Origin of the sequence: Planktosalinus lacus (assembly GCF_014640155.1) — a bacterium.
Classification (GTDB): domain Bacteria; phylum Bacteroidota; class Bacteroidia; order Flavobacteriales; family Flavobacteriaceae; genus Planktosalinus; species Planktosalinus lacus.
In genome coordinates this window covers 236,702-254,727 of the sequence record NZ_BMGK01000004.1, presented here as the reverse complement: position 1 = coordinate 254,727, position 18,026 = coordinate 236,702, and the positions used below count along the sequence as shown (strand labels likewise).

The following is an 18,026-nucleotide window of genomic DNA, read 5'->3' as shown; positions in this document are numbered from 1 at the left end:
TTATGAAAGTGAAAACAATTTTGGTTTCCCAACCAGAACCTAAAATCGAAAACTCACCTTACTTTGAGCTTGTTGAAAAGCAAAAAGTAAAAATTGACTTCAGACCATTTATTCATGTTGAAGGTGTTTCCAGTAAAGATGTTAGAGCGCAAAAAGTTGATTTAAACAACTATACCGCAATCATTCTTACAAGTAGAAACTCTGTAGATCATTTTTTCAGAATTGCTGAAGAAATGCGATTTAAAGTGCCCGATACTTTAAAGTATTTTTGTCTGTCTGAAGCCGTTGCTTTTTATCTGCAAAAGTATGTGGTCTATCGAAAACGAAAGATTTATGTTGGCAAGCGCACTTTTTCAGAACTTTCACCGATGATCAAAAAATATAAAAATGAGAATTTTTTATTGCCTTGTTCAGACGTTTTAAAACCGGAAGTACCCGAAATCTTAAACTCGTTGAAAGTAAAATGGAAACAAGCCACATTCTATAAAACAGTGGTAAGTGACCTTTCAGATTTGAAAGATGTGTATTATGACATCCTGGTATTTTTTAGCCCCAGCGGAATCAAATCACTATTGGAAAATTTCCCTGATTTTAAACAAAACGATACCCGTATTGCCGTGTTTGGTAACACCACTGTTCAGGCGGCCAAAGAAAGCGGTTTGCGCGTTGATATTCATGCGCCCACTCCTGAGACACCCTCAATGACCATGGCATTGGAGAAATATATTGTTGAAGCTAACAAGAAAAAGTAAAAGGTATATAGTTATAAAAAAAGCGGCACTTGAAAAAGTGCCGCTTTTTTATTTGTTTTAATTTTAATTATCCCATCGGCGCTCCACCCATAATCTCCGCATTGGCATAAGATTCAAATTTGGCAAAGTTCTCCCTAAAGGAAGCTGCCAGTTCTTTCGCCTGTACATCATAAGATTTAAGATTTTTCCAGGTGTTTCTTGGGTTTAAAATTTCATCGGGTACATTGGGACAAGAAGTGGGCATTGATAGTCCAAATAATGGGTGATTTTCAAATTCAACATGTTCAAGCTCACCCTCAAGCGCTGCAGTAATCATGGCACGTGTAAATTTAAGTTTCATACGACTTCCAACACCATAGGGACCTCCGGTCCACCCGGTATTTACAAGCCATACATTCACTCCTGTCTCCTTCATTTTTTTACTTAACATCTCGGCATATTCTGTTGGATGTAACGGCATAAATGGCGCTCCAAAACACGCAGAGAAATTGGGTGTAGGTTCATCCACACCTGCTTCAGTACCTGCTACTTTTGCTGTGTAACCACTTATGAAGTGATAAGCAGCCTGACCCGGAGTTAACTTTGAGATGGGAGGCAATACACCAAAGGCATCGGCAGTTAAAAAGAATATATTTTTTGGATTATGGCCAATCGAGGGAATTTGAATGTTGTCTATGTGATAGATTGGATAACTCACACGTGTGTTTTGAGTTATGGTGATGTTTTCAAAATCAACTTCACCATTTTTATCCATAATCACGTTTTCAAGAATGGCACCTTTTTTAATGGCTCTGAAAATGTCAGGCTCTTGCTCTTCAGTTAAGTTAATCACTTTGGCATAACAACCGCCTTCAAAGTTGAAGATTGTGTTTTCTGCCGTCCAGCCGTGTTCGTCGTCACCAATCAATTTTCGGTTTGGGTCAGCAGATAAAGTTGTTTTTCCGGTACCTGAAAGTCCGAAGAAAACTGCTGTTTCCCCATTTTCACCCACATTGGCAGAACAATGCATTGGTAGCGTGTTTTTATACACGGGCAATATAAAATTCAGTGCAGAGAAAATTCCTTTTTTGATTTCTCCTGTATAACCGGTACCGCCAATCAAGGCGATCTTTTTAGTAAAGTTTAAGATTGCAAAATTGTGTTGTCTGGTACCGTCTTCTTCAGGGTCTGCATTAAATCCGGGCGCATTCACCACAGTCCATTCTGGATCAAATGTTGTTAATTCACTTTCTTCTGGCCTTAAAAACATATTGTGAGCAAACAGGTTTGACCAGGGGTATTCATTGATTACCCTGATATTCAATTTATAATTGGGATCTGCACAGGCATAGCTGTCTCTCACAAAAAGTTCTTTTTCAGAAAGGTAATCAACAACTTTATTGTAAAGTTTGTCAAATTTTTGAGTATCAAAAGGGATGTTGATGTTTCCCCACCACACTTTATCTTCGGTAACAGCATCTTTTACAATAAATCTGTCTTTTGGTGAACGTCCAGTAAACTCACCAGTATTGACAGCCAGTGCACCTGAATTTGCTTCAACGCCTTGGCCTTTTTCGATTGTGATTTTGTGGAGTTCGTCCGGAGAGAGTTGGTAGTTAACTTTTGCGTTTTTGATTCCGTATTGTTCTAACGAAATCGTTTTAGTTGCTTGGTTACTATTGACCATAACTTTTGTTTAAATGTTTGTTGTGGGTTACAAAAGTATAAAATATTTACCTAGAAAACCCTTAAATAATGAAGATTTATATCGACTTTAACGTAATAATTTTCCACAAAAAATAACACCATCCAAGGATAAAACAAGTGCCGCCCAAAGGAGTGATAAAGCCAATTCCGGAAAAGTTTACAGTAAAAATATCTTGAAGCGAAAGCAGGTAAATCGACCCACTGAACAAGAGAATTCCAAGTGTAAAAAAGGTTGTTAGGGTGTATACAATTTTCCCGGTTAATTTTCCCGAAAGGCCAACTACAATCAACGCCAGTGCATGATACATTTGATATCTCACACCCACCTCAAAAGTAGCCAGTGCTTCAGTTGATAAAATTGATTTTAATCCATGGGCACCAAAGGCACCTAAAACAACGGCGAGAATTGCAAATATAACCCCTAAAATAACTGTATTTTTATGCATACTTCTTTTTTTGAAACGTTCACAATTTAGTACATTCGTAACCTGATGAAACTTAATACAAATTTACATAATTAGAATGAGGAATATCTTAATAATTGGTGCCGGCCGTTCGGCAAGTAGCCTGATCAAATACCTGCTTGATAAATCAGAAGAGGAACAATTGTTTTTGACTGTTGGTGATGTGAATATCAAATCGGCAAATACACTTTTGAATGACCACCCAAATGCTAAGGCGATGGTGCTTGATGTGTTTCATGACAAACAACGGAGAGAGGCGATCGATAATGCAGATATCGTTATTTCAATGCTTCCCGCGCGTTATCATATTGAGGTTGCCAAGGACTGTTTAGAATTTGGCAAAAATTTAGTTACCGCATCCTACATCAGTGATGAAATGCTCAATTTAGATTCAAAAGTGAAATCAAAAGAGTTGGTGTTTATGAACGAAATTGGTCTCGACCCGGGGATTGATCATATGAGTGCGATGCAGGTGATAGACCGCATTCGCGAAAAAGGAGGAAAGATGCTCCTTTTTGAATCGTTTTGTGGCGGACTGGTAGCTCCTGAAAGCGATACCAATCTTTGGAACTATAAATTTACATGGAACCCGCGCAATGTCGTTTTAGCAGGACAGGGTGGTGCAGCCGAATTTATTCAGGAAGGAAAATACAAATACATTCCTTACCACAGACTCTTTAGAAGAACCGAGTTTTTAGATATCAACGGTTATGGCCGTTTTGAAGGCTATGCCAACAGGAATTCACTTAAGTATCGTGAAATTTATGGATTGGAAGATATTCTCACCCTTTACAGGGGAACCATTCGTCGGGTGGGCTTCAGTAAGGCCTGGAATATGTTTGTGCAACTGGGAATGACTGATGATTCTTACCGACTTCAGAAAACCGAAAACATGAGTTACCGTGAATTTGTCAACCTCTTTTTACCTTATTCTCCCACAGACGCAGTGGAATTAAAACTACGCCACAGTCTGAAAATTGATCAGGATGACTTGATGTGGGATAAATTGGTGGAACTGGATATTTTTAACCCCAACAAAAAATTAGGTCTCAAAAATGCCACTCCGGCTGAATGTCTCCAAAAAATCCTGATGGACAAATGGATGCTGGAACCCGAAGACAAAGATATGATTGTGATGTACCACAAATTTGGTTATGAACTCAATGGTAAAAAGCATCAAATCGATTCCAATATGGTGATAAAAGGTGATGACCAGACTTTTACAGCTATGGCAAAAACGGTGGGATTGCCCGTTGCCATCGCCACGCTCAAAATTCTCAATGGAGAGATTACCACGCCGGGCGTTCAACTACCTATCACAAAAGAGGTTTATGAACCCATTTTAAAAGAGTTGGAGGCGTATGGTATTATCTTTAAAGAATATGAATTGGATTACCTGGGCTACAACCCTGATAACATTTACGGATAAGTCAATTTAGATTAAATTATAAAAAAGCACCAAAACCTTTATGGGTTTTGGTGCTTATGATTTGTGATTTGATAAAATTATTCCCTTCCGAGATAGATCATAATAAAATAGAGTAAGGTAGCCAGTGAACCCACAGCAGCTACTACATAAGTGCGTGCTGCCCATTTCAACGAATCTTTGGCCCCTGCATGTTCTTGCTGAGAAAGCATGTTTTTATTGGTCATCCAGGCCAATGCACGGTTACTGGCGTCATATTCCACAGGAAGGGTAATAAAACTGAACAGTGTTCCCATTCCATACATTATGATTCCAATCAATAAAAGGGTGTTTCCAAAAGCTGTTCCTGCAGCTAAGACCAGACCACCCAAAATCACCCATTGTGAATACTGCGAAGCCACACTTACCACCGGCACTAGTTTGGATCGCATATCCAACCAAGAATAAGCCTGTGCGTGTTGCACGGCGTGCCCCACTTCGTGAGCAGCAACGGCTGCTGCAGCGGCATTGCGCTGCATATAAACACCTTCACTCAGGTTGACGGTTTTCTTCATCGGGTTGTAATGGTCTGTCAGCATTCCCGGGGTGGAAATAACCTGTACATCACGAATGCCGTGATCAGCCAGCATTTTTTCTGCTATTTCTTTACCGCTCATGCCATTCTGCAAATGAACTTTTGAGTATTTTTTAAACTTGCTCTTTAAGCGGTTGCTTACATACAAGCTCACTCCAAAAATGAGTGCCGCTAAAATATAATATCCAATCATTGTTTTGTTCTTTGTTTAAATTTTATTGTTTCACATACACCAAAAATCCTGCCGATTTTTTGGGCTGTCATTTCGTCTTACCCCACAATATTAACAATCTTCCCGGGAACAACAATCACCTTTTTAGGAGTGCGACCTTCAAGATAGTGCTGCGTTTTTTCGTGGGCCATTACGGCTTTTTCGATTTCTTCTTTGGGTAAATCCAAAGGCAATTCCAGTGTAAAACGCATTTTTCCGTTAAACGAAATAGGGTATTCCTTGGTGCTTTCCACCAGGTGCTTTTCATCAAACTCAGGGAAAGGAGCGGTTGAAATACTTTCTGTATGCCCCAGTTTGCTCCACAATTCTTCAGCGATATGAGGTGCATAAGGCGAAATCAAAACAGCCAAGGGTTCCAGCACTTCGCGCGAAGTACATTTTTGAGCCGTCAATTCATTCACCGCAATCATAAACGTAGAAACCGAAGTGTTAAAACTAAAGTTCTCAATGTCTTCTTCCACTTTTTTGATGGTTTTGTGCAGGGTTTTTAAACTGTCTTTGGAAGCGGGGCTGTCTGTAACCAAAAGCCCGTAGTCATCACAATAAAGTTTCCAGAACTTTTTCAAAAAACTATGCACACCGGTGATGCCGGCCATATTCCAAGGTTTGGCTTGCTCCAACGGACCTAGGAACATTTCATACATTCTTAAGGTGTCGGCGCCATACTGGTCGCAAATGTCGTCGGGGTTGACGACGTTGTATTTGGACTTGGACATTTTTTCGACTTCGCGAACAACTTTTACATCTTGATTATTAATGACTTTTTCTCCATCAAAATAACTTGCATTTTTTAATGCTTTATATCTTTCATCTTCACTAAAGCCAGTCAAATTAATTTCATTAGAAATGTTGACATATTTTACATCAATCGTTGTTTTAAAACATACAAAATTTATTTTGTAATCTTTTGCTCTAAGGTTATATTCTTGAAAGTGTTTGACATTTTCAAAAACAAAATCATATAATGGTTTTGGAAGGGATTCGATATTGCCACCATCATTTATTTCTTCATATACTTCTTTACTAATCAGTACTTGAGCATTTACATTAATATCGTCATTGCCTTTTGGACTTATGAGTTTTGGCTGTAAAACATATACAAAAGCACTTTCCCCCAAAATCATCCCCTGATTGATCAGCTTTTTAAAGGGCTCGTCCACTTTTAAAAATTCGCGGTCATACAAAAACTTGGTCCAGAAACGAGAGTATAACAAATGACCGGTGGCGTGCTCGCTGCCACCGATGTATAAATCGACATTTTGCCAGTAGTCCAATGCTTCCCGACTTGCAAGTTCGTCCTCGTTATTCGCATCCATATAGCGGAACAAATACCAACTACTTCCGGCCCAACCGGGCATGGTGTTGAGTTCTAATGGAAATATCGTTTCATTGTCTATCAACTCATTACTGACCACGACAGACTTTTCAGCATCCCAGGTCCAGACATCAGCGCGGCCTAAAGGCGGTTGGCCATCTTCGGTGGGGAGGTATTTTTCCACTTCGGGCAATTGAATGGGTAAATGCTCCGGGTCGATGGTTTTGGGCAATCCGTTTACATAATAAATGGGAAAAGGCTCGCCCCAATACCGCTGGCGACTAAACACCGCATCGCGCAATCGGTAATTTATTTTTCCGGTGCCTTGGTCTATGTTTTCCAGTGCTTCAATAGCTTTTTCATTCGCTTCCTTGTAGCTAAGCCCATTTAGAAAATCAGAGTTGACAATTTTAAACCCTTCTTTTTCGGTAAAGGCATTTTCAGAAATGTCCTGATCAAAGATGTTAGGAATAGGGATGTTAAAATGTTTGGCGAAAGCATAATCACGCTCATCACCACAAGGCACAGCCATCACAGCACCGGTGCCGTAACTCGCCAACACATAATCGCCAATCCAGATAGGAATAGGCTCTTTTGAAAACGGATGCTCAGCATACGCCCCGGTAAACACCCCCGAAATGGTCTTTACATCAGCCATACGCTCGCGTTCACTGCGCCTGGCAGTCTGCTCGATATAGGCTTCCACCGCTTCCTTTTGCTCCGGAGTGGTGATTTTTTCAACGAGTTCGTGTTCAGGAGCAAGGGTCATAAACGAAACACCAAAGATGGTGTCAGGTCTTGTAGTAAATACAGAAATTTGGAATTTGGAATTTGGAATTTGAAATTTCACAGAAGCTCCTTGCGACCTCCCAATCCAATTCGTCTGCGAATCCTTCAACGGTTGTGGCCAGTCAATCCGGTTAAGTCCGTCGAGCAGGCGTTGGGCGTAGGCAGTGATGCGCATGCTCCATTGCTTCATTTTTTTACGCACCACGGGATGCCCGCCTCGTTCGGAGACACCGTTTACGATTTCGTCGTTGGCCAAAACGGTTCCCAGTGCAGGACACCAGTTGACTTCGGTTTCAGCGAGATAGGTGAGGCGGTATTGTAATAATATTTTTTGTTGTTGCTCTTCATCATAGGCGTTCCACATTTCAGCAGTAAACGGGATGATGTCTTCGTCGCAAACAGCGTTTACAAGCTCATTGCCTTCGTTGGTAAATTGCGTGATAAGCGTTTCTATGGGTTCGGCTTTGTCAGTGTCTTTGTTGTACCAGGAGTGGAACAATTCGGTGAAAATCCATTGTGTCCATTTGTAATAATCAGGGTTGGAGGTGCGCACTTCGCGGCTCCAGTCAAAGGAGAACCCGATGCGGTCCAGCTGCTCTCTGTACCGGTTGATATTGGTTTCAGTAGTAATTGCAGGATGCTGTCCTGTTTGAATGGCATATTGTTCCGCCGGAAGGCCAAAAGAGTCATAGCCCATGGGGTGCAACACATTAAACCCTTTGTGGCGTTTGTAGCGTGCATAAATGTCACTGGCAATATACCCAAGCGGGTGCCCCACGTGAAGTCCCGCTCCCGATGGATAAGGAAACATATCCAAAACATAGTATTTTGGCTTGTCACTATTGTTTTGGGCTTGAAAGGTTTGGTTTTCTTCCCAGTACTTCCGCCATTTGGCTTCTATGTCGTTGAAATGGTATTTCATCTGTCTTGGCTTTCGCTTAAAATTGGAGCAAAAATACAGTTAAAGAATGAAAGTTAAAACTATTATAAGACCCTTTTGACTTTCTCGGAAAACTTTACCTTTGGAGCTTATTACAAACCAAATAATATTTACCCAATGAAAAAAATTTCTACTTTTTTACTTTTACTATCCATAAGCCTTTCATTTGCACAATATACGACTCCTGATACAGGGGTTGACTGGACTTTGGATGACATAGTAACAGAAAGCCCTGCTACGATTACTGTTTCAGGAACTACTTATACTTTGCTGGAAGATTTGACCATCTCAGAAAGTGATGTTCTTAGAATCGATTCAAACTTAACCCTGGAAATTAAAGCCGGAGTAAGAGTCACCGTTTTTGGTGAATTCAACGTTTCAGCAGATGAAGTGCTTGTTACAGCTGTTGATAGTGAAAGTCCTTACGATGGTTTTCGTTTTGAAGAATTTTCGGTAATTGACATTCAAAATGCTACTATTGAATATGGTGGCGGCTTGAGAGTTTTAACTGAAACATTTACACTCAATAACGCTACACTTCAATTCAATGTAGGTGGTGTTTCAACAGGAGCAGTAGTGTCTATGTCAAGAGGAATTCCGGTCATTACAAACAACTCTTTTTTGTTTAACGAAACTCCTGCCTTGAGTTCCGGTGCCAACAATGAGGTGTCTGCCATTATTAACGGAAATTATATCGAAGGAAACAATCAAGCCAATCAAAACCGCCCTCAAATCAATATGGGAGCTACCCGATTGAATGACACCCTGAAAATACTAAACAACACGATCATTGGTGATATAGCAATGGATCAGGCTGGTGGAATTGCTGTGGCCAATCTTGTTGGTGGAGCATTGAGAGCGATTATTGAAGGGAATACCATTACCAACAATCGTTATGGAATTACCTTAATAGGGAATAACACTTACGGTTTGATTAAAAACAATGTCATAGAAGACAATGACACTCAGGGAGACCCCATGTTGGGAGGTAGTGGAATCAATTTAAATGCACCTGCCGGTGGAATGACTGTAGACGTAACCGAAAACGAAATCAGAAGAAACCTTTGGGGAATCACCATTCAGGGCGAAGTAGATGCCAACCTGGGTGATGACCTGGACAACCCCGGCTTGAATGTGTTTTCTGAAAACGGAAATGGTGGTGAAACTTATGCGATATACAACAACAGCCCTAACACCATTTCTGCCAAGCACAACTGCTGGGTAGAAGAAGGTGAAGGTACACTTGCTGAAGCCGAAGATGTTATTTTTCATATTGAAGATGACCCCACTTTAGGCGAAGTCATTTTTGACCCTGTTTTTTGTGAAAACTTAAGCACTGACGACCCTGTATTAAGTTCACTTTCAGTATATCCGAACCCGGCAAACAACAAAATCACATTCCAAAACCTATACAATTTTGAACAGGTGACTTTTTACAGTATTTCAGGCCAGGAACTTTTTACACAGAAAGTGGTGGAAGGAACCAATACAATCAACTTTAATTTGACTGGCGGAGTTTATTTTGTTGCCTTTGACGGAACAGAGCACCAAACAGTAAAAAAGATAGTTGTAAAATAACAACTGCCATTCCAAAAATAACCTAAATCCGGAAGCAGCCCTTCCGGATTTTTTTATGCCTAAAACAAGTTTAACCCCAACAGAATGTCTTAACTGTCAAATTCTTATTTCCTCCAAATAGCAAATCAAAAAAAGATATATTATAATTGAATTTAACAATCTGATATTCATTTAAATAGTCTACTTTTGACGCTTCAAGGCTTTTGATTTCAATAAAAAATTCTGAACTTCACTTTTAAAGAAATCAATTCAAACTAATTGGTTCCCTATTGATCCTCTCGCCTTGAGTTTTTTAATTCACCAACCTCACATTTTACAGTTAGTACTATTTATTATCCGGATACAATCTTTGGCCTGTTTTATTTACACTAAATAAACGCTAGCCTAAATAAGATCCAACTGTTATTTATATAAAAAACTTATGAAAATTACTATAAAACCTTTCTTAATCCTGTTATTAGTATTGTCTTCAACCGGTCATTATTCTCAAGTTGGCATTGGCACTATCACGCCGGATGCCTCTTCTATCCTTGATGTTTCTTCCAACAGTAAAGGACTTTTAATGCCGCGATTATCCACAGCGCAAAGAGATGCTATCTTACTTCCGGCCTCCGGTTTAATGATTTACAATTTGACCTTAAATGATGGACAAATAAATGTGGGAACTCCCTCAGTGCCCAATTGGATAGGTATTAAAGGTCAGGACGGACCTATGATTGACTCGGTTACGGAAGGTGAGAGTGTGAGTACCACATCTACTTCTTATTTATTAGTGCCCGGAATGACGATTTCTCCTCCTTCGGGGACTTACCTGGTTTTATTCAATGCCCAATTATCCAGCAGTCAGACATTTAGTTCAGACCAAGGGGTTATTGATGCTGCAAATTTATATGACGAATTAATGGCATACCCGGGCGGAGTGTCACACGCACTAACTTTTGGTAGTGGGGAGGTTTTGTCTCCCGGGGTTTATGACGTGAATGGAGCACCATCCATTGCCGGAATACTTACGATGGATGGGGGTGGAGACCCCAATTCGGTGTTTATTATCAGAGGTTCCGGGGCCTTTACTACCGGAGTGGGTACCACCATAGTATTGACAGGAGGTGCAAAACCGGAAAATATATTCTGGGTTTCAAATGAAGCCATGTCTACGGCCGCTAACACCATAATGAAAGGCACTATGCTTGGTGGTGGAACCGGTGCCGGTGCAGTGTCTTTTGGTGCCGATTCAGACCTTGAGGGGAGGCTGTTTACAAAGCTGGGAGCAGTATCCCTTGGGGCTAACGTTGTTCTTACCGCTTCAACGGGTATTGCTCCTGTTAGTTTGGGAGTTCTTTCCACATTTGCGATGTGGAGTTCTTCTGGTGCGGTTTCAGATGTAGCAAGTGCTACAACTACGGGAGATGTGGGCACTGCATTAGGAGATTTGACAATGACCGGAACACATACCGGGGAAGAATATCCTGCAGGTACAACAAGTAGCACAAGTAGGACTACTTACAGTATGTATCAAAATGGGGTTGAGGTAGTAAATTCCAGTAGAACAATTCATTTGCCAAACGCAATAGTCTCTCTTCAGGCTGTGGTTACTATAACTGCCGGGGAATCCATTGAAGTGCGTTGGAAAGTGGATGCCGGGGAAGCGACTTTGAATCATAGAACCTTATCATTGGTTCATTCAGGGTATTAATGGGGTTGAATCTTAAACCAACGGTTTTCTGGTTACAAACCCTAAAGACTCGACCTTAACCGGAATCCATTTCTGTTTAAAATCAGCTTTATCTAAAAAGGAAAGCGTTAACTTTGCAACTCCTAAAAAAATGAAGCCGTGATCTTAACGAAAGCAGAACAATTAGAACTTACCAAAGAAGAAATGCAGGACTATGGCAATGCGGTAGTCAATTCCATTGTGGAACATTTTGATACCCAAAATGAGAAATATCCGGTAGCAACTGCTTCCCGAAAAGAAATGGACACTTTGTTTCTGGAAGACGCCCCTGAAAAGCCAACCGATGCCCGAGAGGTTCTGGACTTTGTCCTTCAAAAAGTGATGACCCAAAGCAATGTGGTGAGCCATCCCAAATCCTATTCATTTGTTCCCGGACCCAGCAACTTTATAAGTGCGATGGGTGATGCTTTGGCCAGTGGCTTTAATATATTTTCAGGAGGATGGGCAGCTTCCCCGGCAGCAGCCGAAATGGAAATTGTCACGATGAACTGGCTACTCAAAATGTATGGTTTTCCCGTAAAACGAGGTGGGGGTATCTTTACCAGTGGGGGTTCGATGGCTAACCTTACAGCAATTGCTACTGCCCGCAAGGTGAAATGTGGTGACGATTTTTCCAAAGCGGTTATCTATCTTTCAGACCAGGCGCATTCCTCCAATATCAAAGCCATTCGCGTTCTGGGTTTTAGAAAAGAGCAAATCCGGATCATTCCCACAGACGGCGAATTTAAAGTAGCCGTCAACAAACTAAAAAACGCTATTGCGAAAGATAAAATCGAAGGTTTGCAACCTTTCTGTTTTATCGCATCTGCAGGAACGACCAATACCGGAACGGTGGACCCGCTTAACGAACTGGCAACCATCTGTAAAAAAGAGAAAATATGGTTGCACATCGATGCTGCCTATGGCGGTGCTGCGATTCTGGCCAAAAACGGAAAACAATTGCTCGCCGGAATCGAAAAAGCAGATTCTATTACCGTCGATCCACACAAATGGTTTTACCAGCCTTATGAAATTGGGTGTCTCTTAGTAAGAAACCACAAATGGCTGAAAGGAACCTTTACTGAAAAACCGGAATACCTGCGTGATATAGAAGGCAACGAGTCAGAAATCAATTTTTATGACCACGGCATTGAGCTGACGCGTCGTTTCCGGGCGTTGAAGTTTTATATGTCCATCAAAACCTTTGGGTTGAAAGCGTTCCGAAAAGCGATTGACTACAACATCAAACTGGCAGAGAATACCGAAGAATACCTGCGTAAAAGCAACACCTGGGAAGTGGTTTCCCCGGCTACATTGGCAATTATCAATTTCAGGTACCATCCCATCAGCGGGAAGTTATCAGAAAAACAACTCGATAAAATCAACCAGAAAATATCTGAAAAGGTAGTGGCCTCACGGGAAGCCCTTTTGGTTACTACAATTTTAAACGGACAAGTGGTGTTGCGTATGTGTTTAATAAACCCGCGAACCTCCATGGAAGATATCAAAAGCACCTTGCAGCTTTGTGAACACTATGCAAACGAATAGATGAACGGGCACTATGACATAATTATCATCGGCGGGGGCGCTGCCGGGTTTTTTACCGCTATCAATGCGGCAGAACTAAACCCTAACTTTAAAATCGCCATCCTGGAGCGCGGTAAGGAAGTGCTGACCAAAGTGCGTGTCTCCGGTGGCGGAAGGTGCAATGTCACACACGCTGAATTCATTCCCAAAGAACTTTCCCAAAAATATCCCCGCGGGGAAAAAGAACTGCTCGGGCCGTTTCATAACTTTATGACCGGCGATACCATCGCGTGGTTTGAAAAACGTGGCGTTGCGCTGAAGATTGAAGAAGACGGCAGGATGTTTCCTGAGACCGACAATTCACAAACCATTATCGACTGTTTTTTAAACGAAACAAACCGATTGGGCATTGATGTATTACTAAATCATTCAGTCCAAGAAGTTGCTACAGAAAATAACCTCTGGAACGTGGAAACCACACAAGGGAGTTTTCAGGCCAAACACCTGGTCATCGCCACCGGGAGCAATCCCAAAATCTGGAAACTGCTGCAAGGTTTGGGACACACCATTGTCCCTCCGGTGCCATCGTTGTTTACATTCAACATAAAAGACAACCGCATTACTGACTTGCCGGGCGTTTCTACTCAAGCCTCTGTAAAAGTTCTGGGGACAACCCTTGAAAGTGAAGGTCCGTTACTCATCACCCACTGGGGGTTGAGCGGTCCGGCGATTTTAAAACTTTCCGCCTGGGGAGCACGTGACTTGAATGCACTAGACTATAAATTTACGCTACAGGTCAATTGGCTGGAGTACCTGAGTTTTGACGAAACTTTGGAACAACTAAAAGAAATCAAAAAGAACAACGCCAAACAATTGGTAGCAAAGTACCTGCAGTTTGAATTGCCCAAACGCCTTTGGCAAAGCCTGGTCAATGCTTCCGGAATTGATGCCGAAACCAAATGGGCTGAAGTCAACAAACAACAGTTACAAAACCTGGCCCACCAACTTACCCAAAGCCGGTTTGAAGTCAATGGGAAAAGCACCTTTAAAGAAGAATTTGTCACTGCCGGTGGTGTGGAATTAAAAGAAATCGATTTCAAGACCTTTGAAAGCAAACTTCATAAAAACCTGTACCTGGCAGGTGAAGTACTCAACATCGACGCCATTACCGGGGGCTTTAATTTTCAGAATTGTTGGACGGGCGGTGTTTTAGTGGCGCGTGCGATATCCGATGATTAAGTTGAATCGTCTTCTTTGTGAAACTTTGTGACTTTGTGCCTTTGTGGTGAAAAAGTGTTCAGTGATCAGTAGCAGTGCTCAGTTTCGGAATGTTTAAAATTAAAACAAGAATAATGTATCTTTGTCCCGCTATGACCGAACACAATTTCTATTCAAAACCCTATACCCACACCCTTGAAAAAGGTAAAGTAAGCTGGCAATCACCCAGCAATATTGCTCTGGTCAAATACTGGGGGAAGTATGGCGAACAGTTGCCCAAAAACACCTCCATCAGTTTTACGTTATCGAACTGCCTTACAAAAACAACCTTGTTTTATGAACCGAAAACAACAGCGGGTTTTGACTTTGAAGTTTATCTGGATGGCAAGCGGGAAGAAGGTTTTAAACCCAAAATAGAAACTTTCTTTAAACGTATAGAACCCTACATTCCCTTTTTAAAAGACTATAGTTTCCGGCTGGAAACCACCAACAGTTTTCCGCATAGCAGTGGCATTGCCTCTTCCGCCAGCGGGATGAGTGCTCTGGCGTTGTGTTTAATGGAAATGGAGCTTCGACACTTCGACAGGCTCAGTGCATCGCTCCGCTCAGCGACCGGGTCAGGAGAAATGACCCGCGAATATTTCAATCAAAAAGCCTCTTTCCTGGCACGTTTAGGCTCCGGGAGCGCATGTCGCAGTATTGAAGGTCCGCTGATTGTATGGGGCGAGCATCCGCAAATTCCCGGGAGCAGTCACTTTTTCGGCACAAAATATCCTTTTGAAGTACATAAAAACTTTGCCAACTATCAGGATACCATTCTACTGGTAGATAAAGGCGAAAAACAAGTCAGCAGCACGGTGGGTCATAACCTGATGTACGACCACCCCTTTGCTGAAGAGCGTTTCGCGCAAGCGAATTCAAATATGCAAAAACTGATTCCGGTATTGAAAGAAGGGAACCTGAACGAATTCATCAACATCGTGGAAAGCGAAGCCCTTTCACTGCACGCCATGATGATGACCTCGATGCCTTATTTTATCCTGATGAAACCCAACACCCTGGAGATTATCAACCGCATTTGGAGCTTTCGTAAGGATACCGGAAGTAAGGTGTGCTTTACCCTCGATGCCGGAGCCAATGTACATGTGTTGTATCCGGAAGGAGAAAAAGAGTTGGTTTCAGAATTCATAGAAACCGAGCTTTCAGCTTATTGTAAAAACAACGAATTTATACATGATGAAGTAGGTCAAGGAGCCGTTAAAATTACTTCTTGATTAACTTTAAGCTTTCTGTCTTTGTGGGAGTCTTCGCAGTGATAAAGTAGATGCCTGGGGCGCCATCGATAGTGAGTTGATAAGTATCTGTGTTTTGAACAGTGTTTTTAGAAAGGATTTGTCCCAATATGTTGCTAAGGGAGAGTTCAACTTCAGAAATAACTTCGCCAAACTGAATATTAAAAATGCCTCGAGACGGATTGGGGGTTGCGCTGAGGTTTATCTGTTCAAATTCATCAGTATGCAACACTTTGTCAATAACCTTAAGATTGACCGTGTCAAAAGTGCAAGTTACCTCAAACTCATATAAGAACCCTTGATGAGTGGCAAAAATGAATGGAGGCAAATCACATCCTGTAATCCCAAAACTGGTTGTGATTATGGTAAAGGTATCATCAATTTCCGGTTCATAGTGTAAGGTGATTTCGATGTTGCCTTCTATAAAAGGTTCGTCAATTACCTCCAGTTTATCATATTCTTCAGGCAGGTTCCCAAATATATCCAGTTCTATGACCGATTGTTGAGAGAGCGAAAATGTATTGACAAAGTCGAGCTCAACAGCCTGATTGCCCTCAGGCCTTATGGTTCCGTTGTTTGTAAAAGGTGCAGTGATGTCAAAAGAACCTTCACCTGTCAATATGCCTGTTTCAAAATTATTCAGGGAATTTTGAGGCCCCAAAACTAAGATGTGTTGGGTTTTTCCGACATTTATGGTGCCGTGATTGTTGACAGTAAGAAGTAAATAAAAAACACCAAATTGACCTATATCCATTCTCTTAAAAGTTCCAAAATTATTAAAAGTGGCACCTGTTTCATTTGAACTCCAGGCACCGCCACTTCCATTGATTATGATCATGGCATTTTCAGCATTATTGAAACTCATATTTTCACGCACATTGATAATACCGGTATCTGTAATCGTTAGCAAGTTTTCATTGTTGATGGTCAATTGGTTAATGATTTTATTGGGAACCCCGGTAATTTCAAAGGTACCATGATTGGTGATGGTGGCATCACCCGAAAGCGTTCCTAAGGTGTATAAAAAAGAGCCCTCTTCCAGTATGTCAATTCCGGTGGTGATGGTCATGGAGTTATTGACTTCTAATTGTGCATTGGCTTGAATGGTTATAAAACCCACTGAAGCATTGTTTGTGGTGATATCAACTGTAAATCCGTCGGGAATCAATACCTCGCTGGAAGCATCAGGAACTGTGTTTGCATCCCAGTTTGAAGCATTGAACCAATTGGTGTCACCCCCGTTTCCGGTCCAAATATGTGTTTGACCCCATGTGAAAATAGGAATGAAAAGAAGAAGTAAAGACAGATATTTAATAGAAGTTCTCAAAAGTAAAATGAGATTGATGTCACTAAATATACTAAAAATTAGTGAGTTACAGAAAATAAAGTTCTAAATTTTTAAGTTATTTTTTTAATATTAATAGAGAAGAAGAAGTATCTTTGCATCAAAATATGTAGTATTGTTAGAAATTCTTTATCTTTACTATTAAATTAAACATTAATGCGAGGACCCCTTTTTTACTCTAAAATTCTACTCTTTGGTGAATATGGCATCATCAAAGACTCCAAAGGTTTATCCATTCCTTATAATTTTTACAACGGCGCTCTAAAGATTGATGAACACCACACCGTGGCGACGCATAAATCAAATCAGGGCCTTAAACGCTTTGCCGATTATCTGGGAACCTTGCAAGAGGAACAACCTGACTTGGTCACTTTTGATTTAGACAGTTTAAAAAAGGACATCGAAGCCGGTCTGTATTTTGACAGCAGCATTCCACAAGGCTATGGCGTGGGGAGTAGCGGTGCATTGGTAGCGGCCATTTATGACCAATATGCCAACAACAAAATCACCGTACTCGAAAACCTTACCCGCGAAAAACTATTACAACTCAAAGCGATTTTCAGTGCGATGGAATCTTTTTTCCACGGCAAGTCATCCGGACTGGACCCTTTGAACAGCTACTTGAGTTTACCCATACTCATCAATTCACATGACAATATCGAGCCGGCAGGCATTCCTTCTCAACTGAAAAAAGGGAAAGGCGCGGTGTTTTTGTTGGACAGTGGGGTGACCGGTGAGACCGCACCGATGGTGCACATCTTTATGGAAAACATGAAACAGGAAGGGTTCCGTGCCATGCTGAAAGACCAGTTTGTAAAACATACTGATGCCTGTGTGGACGATTTCCTCAAAGGCGATGTCAAGTCGTTGTTTTCCAACATCAAGCAACTCTCCCATGTAGTGCTGGACAACTTCAAACCGATGATCCCCAAGCAATTCCATAAACTTTGGAAGCAGGGCATCGATACCAATGCTTACTACCTGAAACTTTGCGGAAGCGGTGGCGGTGGCTATATCCTGGGCTTTACCGAAGACCTTGAAAAAGCCAAAAACGCCCTAAAAGATTATAAACTCGAAGTGGTTTATAGTTTTTAAATATTTGGAAGCGGGAATACTTATTTGCTTTGAATTCTTTTAAATTCCACCCACATCCCTCATCAATCCAATGGGTTATCGC

At 41.3% G+C, this 18,026-nt stretch carries 13 protein-coding genes; 8 read left to right on the top strand and 5 right to left on the bottom strand.

All coding sequences use genetic code 11. The features are described 5' to 3' along the window. Positions 1–2: 2 nt before the first annotated feature. Positions 3–752: a uroporphyrinogen-III synthase gene (locus IEV69_RS06470; protein ID WP_188440663.1), complete on the top strand. Its 750-nt coding sequence runs from the start codon at positions 3–5 to the stop codon at positions 750–752. Between the two features lie 67 nt (positions 753–819). On the opposite strand, the gene pckA is transcribed toward IEV69_RS06470, so the two are convergent. Together pckA and IEV69_RS06460 are read right to left on the bottom strand one after the other, a co-directional pair. Further along, on the bottom strand, positions 820–2,418 hold the full coding sequence (pckA, locus tag IEV69_RS06465; RefSeq protein ID WP_188440661.1) for a phosphoenolpyruvate carboxykinase (ATP): 1,599 nt from the start codon (positions 2,416–2,418) through the stop codon (positions 820–822). A gap of 76 nt (positions 2,419–2,494) precedes the next feature. Next, positions 2,495–2,884: a DUF423 domain-containing protein gene (locus IEV69_RS06460; protein WP_188440659.1), complete on the bottom strand. Its 390-nt coding sequence runs from the start codon at positions 2,882–2,884 to the stop codon at positions 2,495–2,497. Between the two features lie 76 nt (positions 2,885–2,960). On the opposite strand from IEV69_RS06460, the gene IEV69_RS06455 reads away from it, so the two are divergent. After that, positions 2,961–4,331 (top strand): saccharopine dehydrogenase family protein, encoded by a 1,371-nt coding sequence (locus IEV69_RS06455; protein ID WP_188440657.1) that lies wholly within the window; start codon positions 2,961–2,963, stop codon positions 4,329–4,331. A 77-nt stretch (positions 4,332–4,408) separates the two neighbouring features. Here IEV69_RS06455 and IEV69_RS06450 read toward each other — a convergent pair whose 3' ends face one another. Together IEV69_RS06450 and IEV69_RS06445 are read right to left on the bottom strand one after the other, a co-directional pair. Beyond that, positions 4,409–5,095, bottom strand: a complete 687-nt coding sequence (locus IEV69_RS06450) for a zinc metallopeptidase (protein WP_188440655.1) — start codon at positions 5,093–5,095, stop codon at positions 4,409–4,411. A gap of 77 nt (positions 5,096–5,172) precedes the next feature. Then, complete coding sequence (locus IEV69_RS06445; protein ID WP_188440653.1) at positions 5,173–8,160, bottom strand: leucine--tRNA ligase; 2,988 nt, start codon at positions 8,158–8,160, stop codon at positions 5,173–5,175. Positions 8,161–8,295: 135 nt separating this feature from the next. On the opposite strand from IEV69_RS06445, the gene IEV69_RS06440 reads away from it, so the two are divergent. The 5 genes from IEV69_RS06440 (at position 8,296) to IEV69_RS06420 (ending at position 15,486) form a co-directional block, all read left to right on the top strand. Next, positions 8,296–9,756 (top strand): T9SS type A sorting domain-containing protein, encoded by a 1,461-nt coding sequence (locus IEV69_RS06440; protein ID WP_188440651.1) that lies wholly within the window; start codon positions 8,296–8,298, stop codon positions 9,754–9,756. Between the two features lie 421 nt (positions 9,757–10,177). Next, positions 10,178–11,449, top strand: coding sequence for an ice-binding family protein (locus IEV69_RS06435; protein WP_188440649.1), 1,272 nt, complete (start codon positions 10,178–10,180; stop codon positions 11,447–11,449). 183 nt (positions 11,450–11,632) lie between these two features. Next, positions 11,633–13,015, top strand: coding sequence for a pyridoxal phosphate-dependent decarboxylase family protein (locus IEV69_RS06430; RefSeq protein WP_188440801.1), 1,383 nt, complete (start codon positions 11,633–11,635; stop codon positions 13,013–13,015). Then, a complete protein-coding gene (locus IEV69_RS06425; RefSeq protein ID WP_188440647.1) occupies positions 13,016–14,233 on the top strand; it encodes a BaiN/RdsA family NAD(P)/FAD-dependent oxidoreductase in 1,218 nt (405 codons plus the stop codon). A 131-nt stretch (positions 14,234–14,364) separates the two neighbouring features. After that, positions 14,365–15,486: a diphosphomevalonate decarboxylase gene (locus tag IEV69_RS06420; protein WP_188440799.1), complete on the top strand. Its 1,122-nt coding sequence runs from the start codon at positions 14,365–14,367 to the stop codon at positions 15,484–15,486. Here IEV69_RS06420 and IEV69_RS06415 read toward each other — a convergent pair. Further along, a complete protein-coding gene (locus tag IEV69_RS06415; RefSeq protein ID WP_188440645.1) occupies positions 15,476–16,831 on the bottom strand; it encodes a DUF8693 domain-containing protein in 1,356 nt (451 codons plus the stop codon). The genes IEV69_RS06420 and IEV69_RS06415 overlap by 11 nt on opposite strands. Before the next feature lie 174 nt (positions 16,832–17,005). Here IEV69_RS06415 and IEV69_RS06410 point away from each other — a divergent pair, with 174 nt between their 5' ends. After that, entirely contained in the window at positions 17,006–17,944 is a 939-nt protein-coding gene (locus IEV69_RS06410; RefSeq protein WP_188440643.1) for a mevalonate kinase family protein, read from the top strand. The last annotated feature ends 82 nt before the right edge of the window (positions 17,945–18,026 follow it).

Bases quoted from the DNA above. Each gene is read 5' to 3' on its own strand.
- IEV69_RS06470 (WP_188440663.1), top strand. From the start codon at position 3: ATGAAAGTGAAAACAATTTTGGTTTCCCAACCAGAACCTAAAATCGAA.
- pckA (WP_188440661.1), bottom strand. From the start codon at position 2,418: ATGGTCAATAGTAACCAAGCAACTAAAACGATTTCGTTAGAACAATAC.
- IEV69_RS06460 (WP_188440659.1), bottom strand. From the start codon at position 2,884: ATGCATAAAAATACAGTTATTTTAGGGGTTATATTTGCAATTCTCGCC.
- IEV69_RS06455 (WP_188440657.1), top strand. From the start codon at position 2,961: ATGAGGAATATCTTAATAATTGGTGCCGGCCGTTCGGCAAGTAGCCTG.
- IEV69_RS06450 (WP_188440655.1), bottom strand. From the start codon at position 5,095: ATGATTGGATATTATATTTTAGCGGCACTCATTTTTGGAGTGAGCTTG.
- IEV69_RS06445 (WP_188440653.1), bottom strand. From the start codon at position 8,160: ATGAAATACCATTTCAACGACATAGAAGCCAAATGGCGGAAGTACTGG.
- IEV69_RS06440 (WP_188440651.1), top strand. From the start codon at position 8,296: ATGAAAAAAATTTCTACTTTTTTACTTTTACTATCCATAAGCCTTTCA.
- IEV69_RS06435 (WP_188440649.1), top strand. From the start codon at position 10,178: ATGAAAATTACTATAAAACCTTTCTTAATCCTGTTATTAGTATTGTCT.
- IEV69_RS06430 (WP_188440801.1), top strand. From the start codon at position 11,633: ATGCAGGACTATGGCAATGCGGTAGTCAATTCCATTGTGGAACATTTT.
- IEV69_RS06425 (WP_188440647.1), top strand. From the start codon at position 13,016: ATGAACGGGCACTATGACATAATTATCATCGGCGGGGGCGCTGCCGGG.
- IEV69_RS06420 (WP_188440799.1), top strand. From the start codon at position 14,365: ATGACCGAACACAATTTCTATTCAAAACCCTATACCCACACCCTTGAA.
- IEV69_RS06410 (WP_188440643.1), top strand. From the start codon at position 17,006: ATGCGAGGACCCCTTTTTTACTCTAAAATTCTACTCTTTGGTGAATAT.